The sequence below is a fragment of the Paracoccus sp. 08 genome (assembly GCF_024105395.1).
Classification (GTDB): Bacteria; Pseudomonadota; Alphaproteobacteria; order Rhodobacterales; family Rhodobacteraceae; genus Paracoccus; species Paracoccus marcusii.
This window is the reverse complement of sequence record NZ_WEKR01000075.1, coordinates 17,335-36,688: the sequence shown is the minus strand read 5'-3', so window position 1 is coordinate 36,688 and position 19,354 is coordinate 17,335. Positions and strand designations below refer to the sequence as shown.

The 19,354-nt window shown below is 59.3% G+C and carries 14 protein-coding genes and 1 pseudogene; 11 read left to right on the top strand and 4 right to left on the bottom strand.

Going from position 1 to position 19,354, the window contains the following annotated elements:
• Positions 1–2,226 (bottom strand): hypothetical protein, encoded by a 2,226-nt coding sequence (locus GBO37_RS20450; protein ID WP_252930618.1) that lies wholly within the window; start codon positions 2,224–2,226, stop codon positions 1–3.
• A 282-nt stretch (positions 2,227–2,508) separates the two neighbouring features.
• Between GBO37_RS20450 and GBO37_RS20445 the strand changes: the two genes are divergently transcribed.
• The 8 genes from GBO37_RS20445 (at position 2,509) to GBO37_RS20410 (ending at position 15,245) form a co-directional block, all read left to right on the top strand.
• Entirely contained in the window at positions 2,509–4,026 is a 1,518-nt protein-coding gene (locus GBO37_RS20445; RefSeq protein WP_252930617.1) for a hypothetical protein, read from the top strand.
• Positions 4,023–4,961 carry a hypothetical protein gene (locus tag GBO37_RS20440; RefSeq protein WP_252930616.1) on the top strand — a complete coding sequence of 313 codons (939 nt, stop codon included), beginning with the start codon at positions 4,023–4,025 and terminating at the stop codon, positions 4,959–4,961. Before GBO37_RS20445 ends, GBO37_RS20440 begins: the two co-directional genes overlap by 4 nt.
• Positions 4,962–4,992: 31 nt before the next feature.
• Positions 4,993–5,760, top strand: a complete 768-nt coding sequence (locus GBO37_RS20435; protein ID WP_252930615.1) for a hypothetical protein — start codon at positions 4,993–4,995, stop codon at positions 5,758–5,760.
• A complete protein-coding gene (pelF, locus tag GBO37_RS20430) occupies positions 5,757–7,265 on the top strand; it encodes a GT4 family glycosyltransferase PelF (RefSeq protein ID WP_252930614.1) in 1,509 nt (502 codons plus the stop codon). The genes GBO37_RS20435 and pelF overlap by 4 nt, the downstream gene beginning before the upstream one ends.
• A complete protein-coding gene (pelG, locus tag GBO37_RS20425; protein ID WP_252930613.1) occupies positions 7,262–8,749 on the top strand; it encodes an exopolysaccharide Pel transporter PelG in 1,488 nt (495 codons plus the stop codon). The genes pelF and pelG overlap by 4 nt, the downstream gene beginning before the upstream one ends.
• Positions 8,750–9,018: 269 nt before the next feature.
• On the top strand, positions 9,019–9,786 hold the full coding sequence (locus tag GBO37_RS20420; RefSeq protein ID WP_252930612.1) for a response regulator transcription factor: 768 nt from the start codon (positions 9,019–9,021) through the stop codon (positions 9,784–9,786).
• 27 nt (positions 9,787–9,813) lie between these two features.
• On the top strand, positions 9,814–10,704 hold the full coding sequence (locus tag GBO37_RS20415; RefSeq protein WP_252930611.1) for an MJ1477/TM1410 family putative glycoside hydrolase: 891 nt from the start codon (positions 9,814–9,816) through the stop codon (positions 10,702–10,704).
• A gap of 239 nt (positions 10,705–10,943) precedes the next feature.
• Positions 10,944–15,245 carry a M10 family metallopeptidase C-terminal domain-containing protein gene (locus GBO37_RS20410; RefSeq protein ID WP_252930610.1) on the top strand — a complete coding sequence of 1,434 codons (4,302 nt, stop codon included), beginning with the start codon at positions 10,944–10,946 and terminating at the stop codon, positions 15,243–15,245.
• A gap of 262 nt (positions 15,246–15,507) precedes the next feature.
• On the opposite strand, the pseudogene GBO37_RS20405 reads toward GBO37_RS20410, so the two are convergent.
• Together GBO37_RS20405 and GBO37_RS20400 are read right to left on the bottom strand one after the other, a co-directional pair.
• Positions 15,508–16,661 (bottom strand): annotated as a pseudogene (locus tag GBO37_RS20405) (IS3 family transposase).
• 512 nt (positions 16,662–17,173) lie between these two features.
• Positions 17,174–17,953, bottom strand: coding sequence for a glycosyltransferase family 25 protein (locus GBO37_RS20400; protein WP_252930609.1), 780 nt, complete (start codon positions 17,951–17,953; stop codon positions 17,174–17,176).
• A gap of 228 nt (positions 17,954–18,181) precedes the next feature.
• Here GBO37_RS20400 and GBO37_RS20395 point away from each other — a divergent pair, with 228 nt between their 5' ends.
• Together GBO37_RS20395 and mobV are read left to right on the top strand one after the other, a co-directional pair.
• A complete protein-coding gene (locus GBO37_RS20395) occupies positions 18,182–18,373 on the top strand; it encodes a plasmid recombination protein (RefSeq protein ID WP_252930608.1) in 192 nt (63 codons plus the stop codon).
• A 21-nt stretch (positions 18,374–18,394) separates the two neighbouring features.
• The gene (gene mobV / locus GBO37_RS20390; protein WP_371927657.1) at positions 18,395–18,790 is read left to right on the top strand and encodes a MobV family relaxase; all 396 of its coding nucleotides are present in this window, start codon (positions 18,395–18,397) and stop codon (positions 18,788–18,790) included.
• Between the two features lie 85 nt (positions 18,791–18,875).
• Here the strand turns inward: mobV and GBO37_RS20385 are convergent, their stop codons facing one another.
• Positions 18,876–19,118, bottom strand: a complete 243-nt coding sequence (locus GBO37_RS20385; RefSeq protein WP_252930607.1) for a hypothetical protein — start codon at positions 19,116–19,118, stop codon at positions 18,876–18,878.
• A 110-nt stretch (positions 19,119–19,228) separates the two neighbouring features.
• Here GBO37_RS20385 and GBO37_RS21525 point away from each other — a divergent pair, with 110 nt between their 5' ends.
• Entirely contained in the window at positions 19,229–19,354 is a 126-nt protein-coding gene (locus tag GBO37_RS21525) for a hypothetical protein (protein ID WP_256481234.1), read from the top strand.

Sequence of the window (19,354 nt, the reverse complement as noted above, 5' to 3'; positions counted from 1 at the left end):
CTAGCATCCTCCGCTGATCGAAATGCCGCGCATTGCGCCGGGCTCCACGGGAACCATGATTTCCAGCATACCCTCGGCATCGGCCGTCATGGCCCGGGGCTGCCCATCATCGATGCTGGAAATGGCGACGTCGTAGTGCGCGCCGGATCTGGCTTTCAGCGTCACCGGTCCCGGTGCAAAGCCCGATACCTGCAGATCGAGCGTACAAGCGGCGCGCGTCCATGTAACGACCACTGGTCGGCTGGCGACCAGCATGGGCGCACCGTTACCCGGTTCGATCCCGCTTGGGTCCTTACCCTCCTTTAAGGCAATCAGCGGCGCATCGGCTCCTGGGGCCAGTGCAATATAGAGACTTGCCTCCACGCGGCGTGCCCCCATCACGCCCTCACTGCGTGTCATATCCACCACCTGGTCGCGGGCATCGTCCAGGCGTAGGGTCCGCAGCGCCCCATGATCGCGGATCCGCCATAGGCCCGGTCCCTCCGGGATAATCCGCATCGTGGCAAAGCCTTTCACGGTAGCAACATAGTCCGCGGCATAGACTGGCACGACCTCGGATTCGCGGGCCAATTGAAGTGCGTTCTGGACAGCGCGCAGCGTCTGGAAATGGACCATCGACCGCGCCGAGAGTACCAGGTGAAAAGGTTTAAGCCGCCGAGGACGGTCCGTACGCCGCAGGGTCTGTGGCAGGGCATGCAGGCCGGCGAGGGGCTGGGTCCAATAGCCGGTATAGGCCGCGTCCCCGCCAAGCGCATCGTAGATTTGGCGCTGATCGCCGACTTGGACCGACATGGGCCAGAGGCCTGTCATCGATGGTTGCGCGGCATCCATGATCCCGCCGCCGCCGCCGATCGCCAGAACGCGGTCGTCGCCGATCTTCCGTAGGGCCGTTTCGGATGGTCGAGCATTGCCGCTCCAGGTAAAGAGACGCGCGGGACGGGTCGGGGGCGCCATAGCCGTGACTTGATCCAGTGACCCTTCCAGCTCTAGCGCCAAATCAAACGGTACGCCGGTATAGCGCCGGGGAGCGCCATTCCACTGGGCCTTGGTGGCCCTGGCGGGATCGGACACCGAATCGCGCAGCATCTGGAACGCCGAGGTCACCAAGGCATCGCCATTTTCCGTTTGGTCAGAGGCCGACATCATCAGCACCTCCAGATCGCTGTCATAGCGGTCGAAGAAATCCCAGTCCCAAATGTCACTATACCCACTTGCTGCAGCCTCGACATTCGGGGTGGCAAAAGCCTGCATTGCCGCCTGCCGGCCGCGCGCCGCGTAACGGCCACCCAAATTCACCGTCAGGTCTCCGGCCAGCACGGCGACTGATAGGGGAAGGTCGCGAAATTCGTCGATGACGCGATTGACCAGCACTTCGGAGGCCAGGCGGTCTGGCTCTCCGAAGACGAGAGCCGGCATCAGGTCCAGCCAGCCCGTCGGCAGGATCGTCGCGAAGAATATGCGCAGCCCTTGAAATGTGGTGGGATCTGGCCTTGGAACACTGTCTTGCCGCAGCACTGCCTCGAAGAAGCCAAAGGGGTCGATGACCCAGGCTGCCTTTCCCTCTGGTGTTGTCTGGACTGCGCCGCTGGTATGGACATATCCACCGCCCGGGCCGAGCGTGGCCAAGGTCAGCGGCTGCTCGGGTAAGCCGATCTGCAGCAAGATGCGCGCCGATGACGTAGCCGAGACAGAGCTGTAATCGCCGGGAACCAGAAGGAAATCCGCTTCGTGATCCATCAACGATCGGTCCCGTGCGATCACGGGGGCGGTCACGCTGATGGCCCGGATGTGCGGATCCCACTCCACCCCCATCGCGGCCATCATCTGGCCTGACGGATCGATCGCGGCCCATGGGGCCAAATCGCCGAAAGCCACGATACCAGGCCCATCCCCGCAGAATGCCTTGTCTTGCGCCAGCCATGCCCCCACGGCCGAGACATCGCCGACAGGCGCGTCCAACCAGGACATCACCAATCCGACCGATGCCGGATTGACCGAGGGCGTCGCGTTTCGGGCAAGGTCGTGATAGATCACAACGTGGCCCAAATAATTGAGCACCAGTTCCGCATAGCGATGGATGCGAGTATCGCGGGGCGAGGCCTCGCGCGCGCTGTCGTAGAGGGCCAGCGTGGTGCGCGGTACCGCTTCGCAGCCGGCCAGCGCTGAGGCACCAGTCAGCACTGCAAAGATAGCGGACAGCAAAAGTTGGTGGCAAGGCGGCATCATTTGCAGGCATGCTCCCTGACAGGGGCGGCGCATCCGACCGATGCGGGACGCTTATGGTTGCGGCCGCAACGCTAGCCTTGAGAGCGCTCCGAATCCATTCTGCCTTCGGGATAGGGGACGTTCACCTTTGGTGGCAAGATTCACCCTTTGGACAGGAGCGGCGCAGTAGGAGAGCGTCCAGGACTCTCCGTCAGTGCAATTGCACCAATGATCTGATTTCCCGTATGCCAATACCTAGGATTTTATTGGTTTCGCGGTTTTTAGGTCGACGGGAGCGCCGGGATGTCCAGCGATAAAAGCGGCTTTCTTGTCAGTGCGGCCATCGTCGCGGTGGGGATTGGTGGCCTGTGGGCCTTCCCGACCATGCAGGAGGAGGGGCTGCAGGGCTTTCTGGTGCGGCTGTCGGGCTCGACGGCGCAGAAGGGCAGCGTGGTGCCCGACGGCACTGCAGGCGTGCCGCAGCCCGACGGGGCCTCGATAGCGGAATCCCTGGCTCCGGGGCATGGGCTCGCGGACCCCTCGGTCCTGGTCGCAACCTCGGCGCCTGATATCGGGGCGGCCTGCGATGAGCGACAGTCGGAAGACCCGGCGGTGGTGGGCGACCGGCTGCAGCTGCGTTTTTTTGAACGCTCGGCTTTGGCGGCCGTGGAGGGGCCCGGCGGGATCATCCCAGCCAGCGATATCGTATTCGAACGTCTGGACCTATCGGGCCTCTACGAAATCGACGCAACCAGTTCGACATCGCTGCCCGCGATTGGGCATGTGGCCCTGGCCGGGCGCAGTCTTGCCTGCATTGAAGCTGTCGTGGCCCGCGCGGCCTTTGACGCGATGGGGGTGCAAACAACTGTCACCGCAGCGTTTGCCGCCCGTCCTCCCGTCCTTGTCCGCGGGGCGGTGCGTGCGCCTGGCAGCTATGGCCACAGTCCGGGACTCACGGTCGAGCGTGTCTTGGCTCAGGCTGGTCTGCTGGACAGTCGCGATTCCGCCAGCCAAGCGCGTCTCATTGCCCTCAAGGCGCGGCGTACTGATTTGGAACGGTCGCGCGCCGCGGCGGCGCTGGAGCGGATGCGCGTCTCCGCGATGATTGCGGGCATGCGGACGCTGCCGGAGGATGACCCGCTTCTGCAGGAGATTTTGCGCGCTATGGGCGCCGAGCGCTTGGCGGCCGAAGAGCGCGCCCTGATCGAGATGCTAGACGCCGAAGATCAGCGCGCCGCCTCTGCGCGCGAGGGCCTGGCAGACCTGAACGAACGCATCAACATTGCTAGCAGGCAGCAGACCTTGGCCCGGCAGCAGATGAACCAGTACAACGCCCGTCTGGAACAACAGAGCTTGCGCCTGCGCAACCTGCAGGTTCGTGACCAGCGGCTGGAGAACACCAAAATGCGCGCGGTCGATTCCGAACGGATCCTGCTGGAAAAGCAGGATCTGCTGCTGCGCCTTCAGGCCGAGCGCCGCCAGTCCCAGCTTGAGTCCACTCTGTTTGCGACATCGCGTGACCGAGACCTGACGACCGAATTGCGACGCCTTGAGACAGCCATCGCCTCGGCCGAGACCGAGCTGATGGCGATTGCGGCCGAGGAGAGGCTGTTGGATGCAGACACGGCTAAGATGGTCGTGACCATTGCCGGGCCGGACGGATCGTCGGTCATGGCCGAAGCCAACACGCCGGTGCGACCAGGCGACTTGGTCACCGTCAGCGTGACTTCTCCGCCCCCGGCCGACAACCAATCCGCAACGTTGGTATCACCCTACGCCACTGCCATCCCCCATGACATCCAGAGCGCGTCGATCAAATGACCCAGATTGCCGAGCCTACTTCCAACGGCCTGATCCCTGCGCGTGTTAACGGCGGCCTGTTCCTGCAGGGTTTCGCCGGCAGCGCAGTGCTGCTGCTGGCGATCGACGCGACAGCGCCGCTATTTTTCGGGCCCGGCTACTTCGCCGGGCTGACGTATCATCCGTTTTGGATCGTTATCCTGTTGGCCGCAGTTCAGCATGGGCTCTTCGTGGGACTTTCGGTTGTCGGACTTGCGGCGCTGTTGATGGACTGGCCGACCCGCCCCCTGGGCGTCGACATCACGGCACATTATGCCGATATTGCCACAGCCCCTGCACAATGGCTGTTGGTCGCGCTGATTGTCGGGCTGTACCGTCAGCACCAGCTCCGCAACGAGCGCGCCATTCGGCAGTCCAACGCGCGCCTGCAACAGGTCAATCAAACGCTGGTCGGCGAGATCCGGCGGCTGGACAGCTATGTCACGCAAACTGAACAGATGGTCGCCATCGCAGGATCGGCCCCAAATTCGGCACTATTGTCGGCGCTCGATGCGCTTGCCCGCGCTGATGCATCGCGCCGAGGGGAATGCTTCGTGGCAGCTGCACGGCTGTGCCTGCCGGGGCCGGGCGCATGGCTGGCGATGGATGGCATAGCCTGTACCGTTGCTGCTGCAACGCAGCCGGATTTGCACGCTGAGATCATCCCGCCCGACGCCGTGGCGGGTGATAACAATTGGCATACGTTGGCGCAGGATCCGCCTGCTTTGTGCGCGGCGATACGGGCCAAAGATACGATGGTTGGATTGATCATGGTGCAGACGGCCGATGCTGGGGGATATGAGGTGACGATGGATGCACTGCGCCGTGCGTTGCAGGACAGCCTACGCAATGATCGCAATGTTCCGGTCCTGCGCCTTGACCGGCCCAAACGGCAGCTGACCTATGCCGTCAACTGAGACCACCTTAATCAGCGCGCAACCGGTTGGTATGCGGATCGGTGCACTGGTCGGGCTTGCAGCCTTGGCTGATATTACCCTGGTTTGGGCCTATTCGATGCAGGGAATTTCGATCGTCGCCGTCATGGCCTTGCATCTTGGCATCGTGGGACTGTTTCCCTTCCTATATCGCGTTCTTATCAGCCGTACCGGTCCCCTGACGTGGGTGATGACTGCGATCCTGGCGCTTTTCGGTCCCTTCGGTGGCCCAGCCCTGATGCTGATCGCCCCTTGGGAGGCCAAAAGCGTGTCCGCATCTGACCAGAAGGTTCAGACAGACGCTGCGCTGCGACGTGCCGACAGTGCCGAGGGATTGGCTGACAGCATCGTACAACGACGACGCCATCCCTTGCCCATGACTGGCATGCCGGGCTTCGTTCAGGTGTTTCGTACCGGCACACTGCGGCAGCAACAGGGCGCCATCGCCGCGATCTCTCGCCAGTACCACCCTGCCATGCGGCCGGCATTGGCGACAGCACTTGCCTCGCCAGTTCCCGCGCTACGCGTCCAGGCGGCGGCAGTCCATGCCAAGCTGCGCGGCAAATTCGAGGCGCAGGCCAAAGCGATCTTGGCCGACCCGGCTTCGGTGGATGCGGTGACGATCCAGGCCGTTGCCAACTCGGGATTCGTCGATGCTCAGACGTGTGAACAACTGGCAGCGCTGGACGGCGGCAAGGCCCCCCCCAAGCCCGTCGCGAGCCGGTCGGCGCTTGAGCCCGGTCCCATTCTTAAACGCTATTCGTGCGGGGGGTTGGCATGATGGACGATGGGCGGAGTGTCGATGTCTGTATCGTCGTCGAGGGCTGTTATCCCTTCGTCGCGGGTGGGGTTTCGTCATGGTTGGACTGGCTGATACGCACCCAGCCCGAGACCCGCTTTGCCGTAGTGGCAATCGTCGCCGACGAGCGTCCGAGGGAGCTCCGCTATATGCTTCCGCCAAATCTCGAGGCACTGCATGTATTGCCGCTGGCACCCCGCATCTGCAAACCCGGCCTGCGCCAGCCGGTACTGGATGGGCAGCTGCTGGCCGACCTGCTCTATGACGTGCTGCATGACGGCAACCTGAACAGTTTTGACGAATTGATGGCCTTTGTCGCGCGTCCCGTCCGCAAGCAACCCATGGGGTTCCTGGACCGGCCAGCAATGCCCGATTACTCGACGCTGACTGCTTCTCCAGCGGCTTGGTTCGCGCTGACGGAATGCTATCGCCGGATCTCCCCCGAGGCCGCGTTCAGCGATTTCTTCTGGGCATGGCGAAATCTGGTGGGCGGACTGCTGGCCGTTGCCACGGCGCCCGTGCCGCAGGCGGCGACCTATCACGCGATCTCGACCGGCTATGCAGGCCTGTTCGCGGTGCGCGCGGCGCGCCAAACCGGGCGCACTGCCGCCATCACCGAACATGGGATCTACACGAACGAACGGCGCATCGACCTGATCATGGCCGATTGGATCGTTGACACGATCGATGCGGGGATGTCAGGCGTCGATCCGCGCATCGATGTGCGGCAGTTCTGGATCGACTCGTTCGAGTCCTTTGCGCGCATCGCCTATCAAGGCAGCCAGCGCATCACCACGCTCTACGGTGCCAATCAGTCGTTTCAGCGGCAGCTGGGGGCCGAAGAAGCGCGCCTGCAGGTTATTCCAAACGGCATTGTGCTGGAGAAGTTTGCGGGCATTCGGCCAGAACCCGATCACCCTCTGACCGTCGCCCTGATCGGCCGCGTCGTCCCGATTAAGGACATCGAGACCTATATTGCCGCCGCTGCCATTGCGCGCCGAACGCTTCCCGCCATCCGCATGCTGATCCTCGGGCCGATGGATGAGGATGAGGATTACGTCGCTCTGTGCCATCGCCGTGTCGTGGAATTGGGCCTTGAGGATACGATCCAGTTCACGGGCAAGGTCGATATCGCCGAATACCTACCGCGTATCGATATTGTCGTGCTGACCAGCATCAGCGAGGCACAGCCCTTGGTCCTGCTGGAGGCAGGCGCGGCCGGCATCCCCTGCATTGCAACCGATGTCGGATCCTGCCGCGAGATCATCGAGGGCGCTCCGGATGAACTGCCCAATCTCGGCATGGCCGGCCGTGTCGCACCGCCGATGGATGCCGATGCCGTCGGTGCGGCCATCGTCGAACTGGCTGCTGATCCTTCCCTGCGAACCGCCTGCGGTAAAGCCCTGCGTCAGCGGGTTCGCACATATTTTACATCCGACTTATCGGCCTCGCGCTACCAGGCGCTTTACCAGGATTTGATGGCATGAGACCGCGGCAGGAGTTCTTCCGCCGCCACACCGAGGCCGGGCTGACTGAAATCGAATGGGTTGCGGCAGATCCCCTCTTGAAGGCCGCCGGGCGGGTCGGCGCAGCGGTTATTGTTGCTGCGGGGCCGTGGCTGGTCTCGGTCGTGGCGCTGGCGCTGATCTCGGTCACCATGACTCCCGTTCTGGGCTACGCCGCAGTCGAGGATTTGCGTCTGACTGTCGTCTATGCCTTTTGCATCGCGCCTCTGGCTGCGGGGCCAGTTGGTGCCATTGCAGCACGGCAAATCTCGGCACAAATAGAAATGGGCGAGACCGGGCCTGTCGCGGAACTGTTCCTATCAGCTGCCCTTCTTTCCGGCATGACCGCGCAGGTCCTGGCCTTGGTGGTAAGTCTGACGCTAGGGATCGGACCGGCCAGCATCCTTGTGGGATTCGTCAGCCTGACCGTGGCCGCGGCCCTGCTCTGGACCTGTTTCTCAGTCCTGGCAGCGATGAATTCCTACACATTTTTGATCGCGGCCTTCACGGGCGGCATGATCCTATCGGTGGCCTGTATGACAGTCGTGGACATTCCCACAACCGAGGTATTGATCTGGTCCTTCTCCGCTGGCATCAGCCTGTGCGTGGCGCTGTCGATGCGACATATCCAACGGCGTTTTGCCTGCGATTACCAAACCATAGTTCCGACATTTCGTGAACTGCTAGCCTTGCTGCGCCGGCATGCGGTGCTGTGCGCAGGCGTATTGTTCGCCATCTGCGGCATTTGGGTGGACAAGTGGGTCTTTTGGTTCAGCCCTAGCGCAGCTCGCTCCACCGCGGGTTTCCTGCATTCGAGCGGGTATGATAGTGTGATGTTCCTCGCGCATCTATCGGCGATCCCGACCTATGCCGGACTCCTCCTGTTTCACAGAAGCGACCTTGTCGCGGCCATCGAAGGGTTCCGCAAATCTTTGGAGGATCGTGCTACTTACGGCCTGCTGCGCCGACGTATCGATCAGCTGGAGCGCGTTTCGTGGTCAGGTATCGTCACGATCGCCTGCGTTCAGGCTGGCGTGACGATCGGTTTTGTCATGATGTCGCCCGTCATTGTGGACAAGTTCGATTTCAACTTCGATCAGCTGTTGATCCTCAGGGTCGGACTGATCGCCGTCTTCTTTCATTCGATCCTGTTTTTGTTCTGCACGCTTCTTCTGGTTGCCAACCGTATCCGACATTTTGCCCTCGTGCAGGGCGGCTTTCTCGTATCGAATCTGCTTCTAAGTGTAATCCTGCAGTCCACGATCGGCATGTCAGCCTATGCGATGCTGGCCAGCGCGATCCTGTCTGCTGTGATCTGCTTCCGTTTTGCATTCATGTCAATTCGGGCTTACGACTACCAAGTGTTTGTTACCGAGAATGAAGCGCTCTACGTGCCGCGCTATTATGTCGTGGCATGGTTGTTAATGCGATGGAACGTCATAAAACGGTCATCACTTCAAACTTGACTGTACGATATATGAGCCCTGGGAATATTCCTGCCATTTGAAAATAGTATTCAATTTATTAGGTGATATCATTAAAAACGTCAAATTACAACCTGTATCAGATAGTAAATACACCAGCATGCCATGGAGGCGATAACACTGTACTAAATGCCATAGATAGAACCTGTATAAAAAGGCACATTTCAAAAATTATCTTGCGAAAAATTTAACGTCTTATTACCGTTGTATTAGTAAATATGTAATTATTTCGTTCGTATCGGATGCTCAGCATGTCCACTACTGTTCTGCTGCTTCTTGATCCAAACGCGTTTCGCGGATCAGCATTTGCCGCACTTCTTGCGCCTTGGGCCCTTCGAACTGGTGTAGAACTGCGCGTTGTCCAGGAGGCCAACGATGAAGGTTTAGCGACTGACGTCGATGTCGGTGCATGCGTAATCAACGTTGGTGGTATGTCACTCTCGGACCCGGACGTAATCAGGACAACGGACAGGTTGCACAACCTGTACGCAGGCGCTCCTTTGATCGTTCTGTCCGATAACACTGACCCAATGGAAGTCGACATTGCCTTCGACAATAAATTGCAGGGATTCATTCCAACAACCATGCCGGCACATGTCGCGCTTGCTGCCGTTCAGTTTATTCTGAATGGCGGAACCTACCATCCCCACACAGCGCCTGTGAGCAGGCCGACACCGGTGCGTAATCATGGCGTTGACCGTTACTCTGCGCCGGAAGGATGGCTGTCTCTGCCTTTGCACGACGGCCAGAAGGGACACACGAACCTCATCCCCCTGAAAAAGGAGCGGCATGTCGAAGTCCTTCGTTATCTTGCGCAGGGAGAGACCAACAAGGAGATCGCTCGACGGCTAAAACTGACGGAGGCAACTGTCAAAGTCTATGTCAGGGAATTAATGCATCATTTTGGCGCAAAGAACAGGATGCAAGTCGCGCTAAGCTCTTTAGCGGCAGAGTCGGCAGATTCGTCGTATCAGCACGAGGAATTTTATGACGCAAAGGTGTGCCGCCCTAATCAATGACTTTATTATTAGGACTGATGTGTCTCTGTGGACGTCCCATTTCTCTATCAGCTGCAAGAAGCGAACTATAGTAAGTTAGAAGCTGTCAAGTTTTGCGTCGCTGTTATAGATCCGGACGACAGCGGTCTGACACCTAGTCAGATTACTGCTTTGCGCAACTCTCACGGGAAGGTTCTCTACGCCTATACCAGTATTGGCGAGGCAGAGGACTACCGCTCTTATTGGGACGAAACGTGGGATGTATCTCCGCCGAAATTTGTCCTCGATGAAAATCCCCAGTGGGACGGAAATTTCCCTGTCGCATTCTGGAATGCCGAATGGCAAAATATTGTCTTTGACAGGGTCGATAAGGCTATTGCTACCGGATATGCTGGCATATACCTCGACATTGTCGACGGTTATGAAACGCCAGTCGTAAAAGATGCCTACTTTGGCACAGACGCCGATTTGCGCGAGGAAATGGTGGATTTCGTCAGGGCAATTTCTGCTCGCGCAAAGGCCGCAGACCCGGATTTCGCAATCATTCCACAAAATGCCGTCGGGTTGCTGTCGCTTGGTGAAAGTCGTCCTGAATCTGGCCCGAATCGTGCGTATCTTAACGCAATCGACGGCATCGGTGTCGAGGATCTCTGGTATGATGGCGATACACAGTCCGAATGGACGCAGGACGACCTGAAGTTGATTGCCATCGCGCAGCAGGCAAACAAGTTCGTCCTGGCGACGTCTTACCCAATGCAAACCAGAAACCAAGTGGATTTCATTGCCAATGCCGTATCATCGGGCTTTATCCCATTTGTCACTGATCTCACCCTGAGCGGCATGATCGTACCAGCGAATGCCAAGATCTGGGAATTGATGGGGGGCCGAAAAATCACTGCACCGTGGAATGACAGCTCCGACAAGCCCATGGGGCGATAACAGCGTTGCTTACTCTACACGGTTCTGACGCTGCCTAAGGCGGACCAGGTCCAGATCGGCCGATTCGATTATCGGCATCAGTAGAACCCACGCCGGATTAAACTTTCGGCGCGATATACCAACAGATACCCACCCTAAGATATGTTGCGAGATCGCCGTCACCCTGCGCGATATCGGACCAGAGACCGGCCAAACCCAGTATGCCGGCGATCCCTCCAACGATGAGACGGGTGCTTTCCATGGTCACTTTCACTGGTTCCCTCAGCGATTTCCCAAGTGGCGTACGGCTGGACGGTCCCGGCCAGGGGGTCGAAGGGTATGGCCTGTACGGATACAGAGACGGCGACGCCTACGCCTTTGCGTTCATCTCCGAAAGCCAGGCCATTGGGGTAGGCACGACTTTATGGCTGGATTCAGACTTAGACCGTAGCACCGGATATCAAATCTTCGGGTTTACAGGGGGCGCGGAATACAATGTCGACGTCGGCGCAGACGGGATCCCTCGACTCTATACCGGGGGCGCCGGCGAAACTTTGGTATCAGAACTGATCTACGCTTATTCGGCCGATGGACAGGTGCTACAAGTACTGATCCCTGCCGCGCTTATCGGCGGCACTGATCAGGTGCGGGTCTTCGCGGACGTGAACAATCAGGTCTTCCTGCCCAACGATTACGCCAATATTAACATCCTCGTCGGCGGCCCATCCGAACCGCCGCCGCCCCCGCCGATCGAGGTTGACGGCAAGGTCCTAGACGGCACCTTGGGTGATTGGACGCCCGAATTGCGTCTGGACGGACCCACGACCGGCACGGCGGGCTATGCGATCTATGGCGATAAAGGGGACACGACATTCCAATTCGCGATCACCTCGGAGGGGCCGGCCATCGGTGCCGGCACGACGATCTGGCTAGATACAGACACGGACCGTGCCACGGGGCATCAGATTTTTGGATTTGCGGGTGGGGCTGAGTACAACATCAATTTCGGCGCGGATGGGTCGGCCGCATTGTATCGCGGCGGTGCGGGCGAGATCTTCGTGGCCGATATCGATTATCGGTTGTCGGCCGATGGGCGAGCGCTGGAACTTGCGATCGACAAGGCCCTGCTCGATGGAACCGAGCGCTTACGCGTCTATGCCGATGTGAACGACCAGGCCTTCCTGCCCAATGATTATTCCAACGTAAACCTTTTTGTCGGTGAGGAGGTCGTAACGCCCGCGATGGACAATCCTGCCCTGAGGATCGGCATTGTCTTCTCAGAGACAACAGCAAGGAACTTTTATTCCGAGACGGCCTATCACCAGTTGTTCATGTCGGCGCAGAACCAAGCGATCCAGGCAGGCATTCCATTCGACCTGCTGTCCGAGCAAGACTTGAAGAACACAGCCGGCCTTGCGGGCTATGATGTGCTGGTGTTCCCTGGCTTTTCGCATGTCAATTCGGTCGATCTGGCAGCGATTACCGATTCTCTGGCGGCTGCGCAGAAAGCCTATGGGATCGGCTTCGTCGCGGCCGGAAACTTTCTGACGAACACCGAGACGGGGGCGCCGATCGCCGGAGATTCGTATGCCCGGATGAAGACGCTTTTGGGCGTGACGCTAGAGGGTTTCGGCCAGACGGCCGGGATTGGGATCGAGGCGCGCGATGGTACCAACCCCATCTTGGACGGCTATGCAACCGGGGAGCGCGTTGGCGCCTATACCAACACCTCGTACTTGGACTTCACCGACGTGACGGGCAAGGGTACCGTCCTGTTTGATCAGGTCGTCACGGCGCCGGGTGGCGGGACGACGCACGTGGACGGGGTCATCGCCACCCAGACCGCGGGCCGCAACATTCATTTTGCCAGCGACGCAATCATCGGCAACAGCAATATCCTGAAGGATGCAATTGACTGGATCGCGTCCGACACGCAACCGAACGTCTCGTTGTCCATGACGCGCGGCTCCTCATTGTTCTATTCGCGCAATGATATGGACCAGTCGCAAGAGGCCTTTGACGTTATCGACACAAGGCCTGGCATCTATGATAAAATGCTGCCGATACTGGAGAAAGCCTTTGCCGATTACTGCTTCGTCGGGTCCTATTACGTCAATATCGGTGCGAACAGCCCGGACCAGCGAACGGATTGGGCCGTCTCTAAGGCTTACTACGACCGCCTTCGCGCCATCGACAGCGAGATCGGGTCGCATTCCTACACCCACCCTTCGGACACCAACCTGCTGCTGGAGGATACCCCCCAGATCCTGGCTTTGATTGCACGGGTCGATCCTTCAAACCCCAACGCCGTCGATCCCACGACTCTGACCGCCGCCGAGAAGGAACTGCTGTTCTCGTCCTACCGGTTCCAGTTTGAGACTTCGCGCGCTATTCTTGAGGCTAAGTTGGGCTACGAGATCGGCGGCGCTGCGGTTCCCGGCATGCCCGAGCGCATCGAGACGACGCGTGAGATTATCAAATATTACGATTACATCAGCGGCGGCTTTTCAGGCCAAGGGGCAGGCTATCCCGGTGCCTTCGGCTTTCTGTCGCCTGGCGAGACGGACAAAGTGTACATCGCGCCGAACATGTCCTTCGACTTTACCTTGATCGGGTTCCAGAACCTGACGGCCGAGCAGGCCACAGCGAAATGGATCGCCGAATACGACGCGCTGATCAGCCATGCCAAGACCCCGATCATCGCTTTTCCCTGGCACGATTACGGACTAACCAATTGGAATGTGGGCTCTCCGGATAAGGTCTATACTGAGGAGATGTTCCTGACGATTATCCGCAAGGCTTATGCGGACGGCACGGAATTCGTGACCGGGATCGATCTGGCGAACCGGATCAAGGCCTTCCAGGCCAGTACGCTGGAGGCGACGCGCGACGGCAATGTGCTGTCGGTCAATGTCACGTCGCAGGATGCCGGGCGCTTCGCGCTGGACGTGTCGGACGAGGGACGCGTCCAGTCCGTCGCCAACTGGTACGCCTGGAACGACAGTAAGGTCTTCATCGACCGCGATGGCGGGCGCTTCGATGTGACTTTGGGGCCGATCGCTTCGGACGTCACCCGGGTAAGCGACCTGCCGCAGCGTGCCGAATTGTTGTCGGTTGCAGGTGACGGCAAGAACCTGGCTTTTGCCTTCGAAGGGCGGGGCGGGGCGGCGGTCACGCTGAAAACCCAAGGCAGCGACGTCGTCCAGATCACAGGCACTGATGACGGCTCGTTAGAGGCAGGTGGCAGGATAACGTTGAAATACACCGCGGCGGGCCGTCATGACACAGCCGTCACCTTTTTCGCGGCAGGTGCGATCCTGACCGCCACTGCGGCGGGGGACATGCTGCTCGGGGGCACAGCGAATGACCGGATGAATGGGGATCTTGGCGCTGATCGGATCTATGGCGGCATCGGTGATGACATCGTGAATGGGGCTGCGGGCAATGACCGCCTGTTCGGCGACGCTGGACGCGACACGATGGCCGGCGGGCTTGGTAACGACCAGGTCCTTGGAGGGGATGGCGACGATCGCATGCTCTATGTTTGGGGCGACGGCACGGACAGTGTCGATGGGGGAGGGGGAACCGACCGGTTGCAGATCGATGGAACTCAGGCCAGCCAGACCCTAGCCGCAACATGGAATGGCGCAGCGCTGTCGGGACTGACCAATTTCTCTTCGCTGACCTCCGTTGAGGAGATTCAGATTAACCTTCAGGGTGGCACAAACGCGCTGAGCTATGCGGCGGGTTCGACGGACGTCGTGGTCAATTTGACCACCGGTCAAGCTTCCGGCTTTTTGTCGATTGCCAACATTGCAAACGCAAGCGGTGGCACTGGGAACGACGCGCTGACTGCGAACGAGCGGGCGAACGTCCTAAACGGTGGTGCTGGAGACGATCGATTGGTCGCTACGGTGGACAACGTTCGCGACACGTTCGATGGTGGTGCAGGCGGGGACATCCTGGACCTGTCAGCCTATGCTAGCAACCTTTCGGTCAACATGTCCTCCAGCACGGCTGTCATTGTTGGCACCGGCTCGAACCAAGGGCAGTCCGATATCGGTCTTAACATCGAGACCTTTATCTTTGGTTCGGGCGCAGACAGCGCCATCGGCAACGCTGCGGCAAACCGTTTCTCCGGGGGCGCAGGAAACGACCTGCTAAGCGGTCTGGGCGGGAACGACACGCTGGACGGCGGCCTTGGGAATGACAGGCTTATCGGCGGCGTCGGCCTGGATGCGCTGACAGGCGGATTGGGCGATGATCAGTTCGTCTTCAACTCGGTCACTGAAAGTTCAGCTTCTACATCGGATGACATCATTGACTTTCAGGGAGCAGGCTTCACGGGGGGTGATGTTATCGACATTAGCGGAATCACGCTTTTGCCTTTTATCTTCATCGGCTCTTCCAGATTCACGGTCGGCCTGACGAACCAAGTGCGGGTCTTCAATGATGGTACAAATACGTTTGTGCAACTCGACACCGACTTGGATTCTACCGCCGAGGCCCAGATCAGATTGGCAGGCATCCACACCCTAAGCACAGGTGACTTCATTTTGTAACACTTGTGTGAAGTTGTGTTTTGGAATTAATGAGATGTACCAGTCGAAGATAAAGGCGACCTGCATGTAATCCGATGGAACTTGATAGTGGTACGTCTTGGAAAGGTTACCTCGGCTCCAGATTCATTGATCGTAAAAGCCGGAATATGTCGGTTGGGGCGAGAGCGATGGCGGAGAGGAAGCCCTTCGGGCATCTGTCGTAGCGGGTTGCGACACGTCGCCAGTCCTTCAGCCCGTGACCTGCCCCCCGATCGTCCCTCATTCATAATGAGGGTCTGCCGGTTTGAGATTGGTAGTCGGGGGGTGGTTTCATGGCAAGCGCGCCGGGCGCGGAGCCATCAGGGAGCGCAAGCGTCCGGCGCGCTTCGAGCGGCGTCAGGTTGCCGAGCGAGGAGTGCGGCCTGACAGCGTTGTAGTCGTAGCGCCAGAGGGCGATCTTTCGGCGCGCGTCGTCCAAGGTGTCGAAGATCTCCTTGTTCAGCAGCTCGTCGCGCAGGCTGCCGTTGAAGCTTTCGATGAAGGCATTCTGCTGCGGCTTGCCGGGATCGATGTAGTGCCAGGCAACGTCGTTCTGATCGGCCCACTTCAGGATGGCCCGACTGGTGAACTCCGTCCCATTGTCACTGACGATGCAAGCCGGCTTGCCATATATCCGCACCAGGGCGTCCAACTCGCGCGCCACCCTCGCGCCCGAGATGCTGGTGTCGGCAACCAGACACAGGTTCTCGCGGCAGCAGTCGTCGATCACCGCCAGGATGCGGAACCTGCGCGACGCCCCGAACGTGTCCGCCATCGAGCCATGGGAACGCCACTGGTCCGAGTGACCATGGCGAGGGTCCAATGACCAGCGCTGGTTGGGCATGAGGGCCAAGGGCATCGGCATGCGTGTGCCACGGGCGCGCTTGCGGCCGCGCCTGCGCCGGACCGACAGCCCCTCTTCGCGGTAGAGTCGATACAGCTTCTTCGGGCTCATCAGCATGCCCCTGCGCTCCAGCAGTAGTCCGATCCGCCGATAGCCGAACCGGCGACGCACAGCCGCGACCTCCTGCATGGCCTTGCGGATCTCCGGATTGTCGGGCGGCCGCTCGCGACGCACCGTCTTCGGATCGACACCGACCAGGACGCAAGCCCGGCGTTGCGAGATGACGTGATCCCGCATCGCCTTGAGCACTGCGTCCCGCCGCGCTTTCGGTGTCGTCAGGCCTCAGCCATGGCCCTTGGACCAGTGGCGTCCCATGGCTTCGATCCCAGAAGATCCTTCAGCACGATGTTGTCGAGCATGGCATCTGCCAGCAGACGCTTCAGCTTGCCGTTCTCGTCCTCGAGCGCCTTCAGCCTTTGGGCATCGGACACGTCCATGCCGCCATACTTGGCCTTGAGCTTGTACTGCGCCTCGGTGAAGCGGCTTTTTCTCATGTCGTCTGCTCCTTCGTGATGAAGCAAACTCTACATTAAACCGAGGGACGTTCCGGGGGGCAGGTCAATGGCTGAAGGCACCGCTGAGCGCACGGGCGCAGGAGGACAGGCGCCAGGCAGATCGCTATCTCGAAGAGTTGCACGGTGTCTGCCTGGCCCTTGCCACCGGGGGAATGGTCAGTCGTCCGGTTGATCTGCGCCCCGGAACCCGCAAGGCGCGGTCTGGCTCATATAGGTGTATGTCCGGGAAGGTGCAGACACTCTCGACGTGATCCGCATTCTGCATCAGCGCCAGGACGTCGAGCGCCACTTCTGACGGTCCCTAACTCAACCCTGAGCCTGCCCTGTTGCCTGTATGGATGTTATGCGGCGGAGCTGGAGGAGGGTGGGAATCAACACAGGGCTGTGGGGCAAGGGGGCAAGGGGGCAAGGGGGCAACGAAAAGCTGGCAGGCTTGGTTAGGGGCAACCAGCTTTACAACAGACGTATCGTCCGCATTGGGCAGTCCAGTATCATGAAAAACATGATGGTTCGTTTGTAAAACGGACCTCGCGGCTACGGTTCCGTAAGATCCACCGACGACGTAGTGATCTAAGGGAATTAAATACTAGTCTTCGCAAAGTATCGACAAGTAGCCCCCGAAAGTTAGTTCGAGCCCGGTTAGAATGAGTAATTGTAGACTCAAAAGCCTTCAGCATCACGGGAGACGGAAAGGCCACACGTGCCGTGGACAAACAGTCCTTCTGGCAAAAGTACTCCCAGTTATCGGCCGTAACGCGCAGTGGAAAGTTGATCTGCAAGATCCTTTCAACGGCTTGACGATCAATCAGATAGGCGCAGGCGCTTCCAAGAGATGTTGCATTTAGTGGATGATAGAGGCTCAGCCCTGCGATCTCGGACATCGATACTCGGCTAAGCAAACAGTCCCCATCCTTCCAATTGTTCAGTTGAATGACCTCACCGCGTTTTAGCACGGGTGCAAGGGCATGAAGAATTCTGTGTATGTCAGCGGGCAGGACGACATCATCCTCAACGATCAAAGCACATTCCAAATCCTGCTCAATCATTCGACGATAGATGGCCAAATGCGACATGGCACAACCGATCTGTCCCGGGCTTAAACGGATGCCTTCGGCGAGAACTGAGGCGCTGCAGTCCTTTCCCATGACCCCAAACACTTCGAAGTTTGGTCCAAAGTGAGACTTCATATGCGCAACAATGTAGTCATAACGCTGACGAAACTGCGGCAAGGCCACGGCAAATATTCCCATACCGGGATAGACAACCACCATATCATCTCCTTGTGTATCGTCATCTGCTACGATGAATTGCTTATCGGTTAAAGCATGCTCTCGATCAGTTTCCCTTAAACCCAAACAGCAATCAGCTCAGCAAACTGGCAAAAATCACCTGATTTCGTTAGTACACTTAAACCTTCCTTCGGAGATCGGTTCATGGGCGCGCGAGACGATGACGGTTATGCCTGACGGATCCGACTGGACCGCAGCATCGGCGGCCGGATGCTCCATGTCACCACCCCACGCAGCTTCGCCATCCTCCGCTGTGCCAAGATCAAGACCATGGGCAACACGGGGTCAAGCCTCCAGCATACCTTCCGGGAACGCGACACGCCCAATGCCGATACCCGGCGCACCCCTGACAACACCGTCCTGGTCGGCGGCGATACCAGCCTTGCCGTCCTCGATGCCTAGAAGGACCGCGCCCCCGAGAAGATCCGCAGCAATGCCGTCCACGGGCTGGAATACTTCGTCGGCGGGTCTCCCGAGACCCTGAAGGCCATGAGCCGGGAGGAACAGGACGCCTATTTCACCGATGTCCTGGACTGGCTCAAAGCCCGCCACGGGGCCGAGAACGTCCTCTCCGCGGTGATCCACCGCGATGAGTCCACGCCCCACATGACGGTAATGACCATTCCCCTGGACGAACGCGGCAAGCTGAACGCCCGCGCCATTGTCGGTAGCCGGCAACAGCTCTCTGCCATGCAAACTGACTTCGTGGAGCGGGTCGGAAAGACGCATGCCCTGGAACGCGGCCTGCAGGGTTCTACAGCGCGCCATGAGCGTGTCAGAGGGCCTATGTCCATCTTACCGACTCTGATGCCGCCGTGAGCCTTCCGGAGCGCCGCAGAGGCGCCATTCTTGGCTTGGGCGGAGACCGGAGGCAGAATGGCGGGAAATGGCCTCACAGGACGTCTCAGACGCTCTCAGGGGCGGCCTGGACGCCCGGCATCGCGAGAACTGCGCTCATGTGGTCGAGCTCTTCACCTTCAAGCAGCAGGTCACCGGTACCCCGAAGGTGCAGAGGGAGCTTTCCAACCTCCAGCATGAGAACAGCAGGCTTCACCGCGAGCTGAAAGCCACCGAGACCAGGGCCGAGCTGATCGCCAAGGAGAGACGTGTCATCTGCGCGTTCCGTCAGCCAGAAAAGGTCGCTCATGTCATCGCTCCGTTTCCGGAGCCGTGAATCACGCACCGCAACGGAAATCAATGCATCCTGACCCTAGGGCACCTTGAAAGACCGCTAGGTTTTAGTATGTACACAAACTCATGCTGATGATCACTTGGGACGCACCAAAGCGGCAGACCAACCTCGCCAAGCACGATCTGGACTTCGTCGACCTAGACGATGCCTTCTTTCTGGCCTCTGTCGTGGTTCCGGCAAAAGTAGGCTGA

What these genes read in the sequence shown, in the direction of transcription:
- GBO37_RS20445 (WP_252930617.1), top strand. Translation starts at nt 2,509, where the DNA reads ATGTCCAGCGATAAAAGCGGCTTTCTTGTCAGTGCGGCCATCGTCGCG.
- GBO37_RS20400 (WP_252930609.1), bottom strand. Translation starts at nt 17,953, where the DNA reads ATGGTGGTTGTCTATCCCGGTATGGGAATATTTGCCGTGGCCTTGCCG.
- GBO37_RS20395 (WP_252930608.1), top strand. Translation starts at nt 18,182, where the DNA reads ATGCTCCATGTCACCACCCCACGCAGCTTCGCCATCCTCCGCTGTGCC.
- GBO37_RS20410 (WP_252930610.1), top strand. Translation starts at nt 10,944, where the DNA reads ATGGTCACTTTCACTGGTTCCCTCAGCGATTTCCCAAGTGGCGTACGG.
- GBO37_RS20385 (WP_252930607.1), bottom strand. Translation starts at nt 19,118, where the DNA reads ATGAGCGACCTTTTCTGGCTGACGGAACGCGCAGATGACACGTCTCTC.
- GBO37_RS20440 (WP_252930616.1), top strand. Translation starts at nt 4,023, where the DNA reads ATGACCCAGATTGCCGAGCCTACTTCCAACGGCCTGATCCCTGCGCGT.
- GBO37_RS20420 (WP_252930612.1), top strand. Translation starts at nt 9,019, where the DNA reads ATGTCCACTACTGTTCTGCTGCTTCTTGATCCAAACGCGTTTCGCGGA.
- GBO37_RS20435 (WP_252930615.1), top strand. Translation starts at nt 4,993, where the DNA reads ATGCGGATCGGTGCACTGGTCGGGCTTGCAGCCTTGGCTGATATTACC.
- pelG (WP_252930613.1), top strand. Translation starts at nt 7,262, where the DNA reads ATGAGACCGCGGCAGGAGTTCTTCCGCCGCCACACCGAGGCCGGGCTG.
- GBO37_RS21525 (WP_256481234.1), top strand. Translation starts at nt 19,229, where the DNA reads ATGCTGATGATCACTTGGGACGCACCAAAGCGGCAGACCAACCTCGCC.
- pelF (WP_252930614.1), top strand. Translation starts at nt 5,757, where the DNA reads ATGATGGACGATGGGCGGAGTGTCGATGTCTGTATCGTCGTCGAGGGC.
- GBO37_RS20450 (WP_252930618.1), bottom strand. Translation starts at nt 2,226, where the DNA reads ATGATGCCGCCTTGCCACCAACTTTTGCTGTCCGCTATCTTTGCAGTG.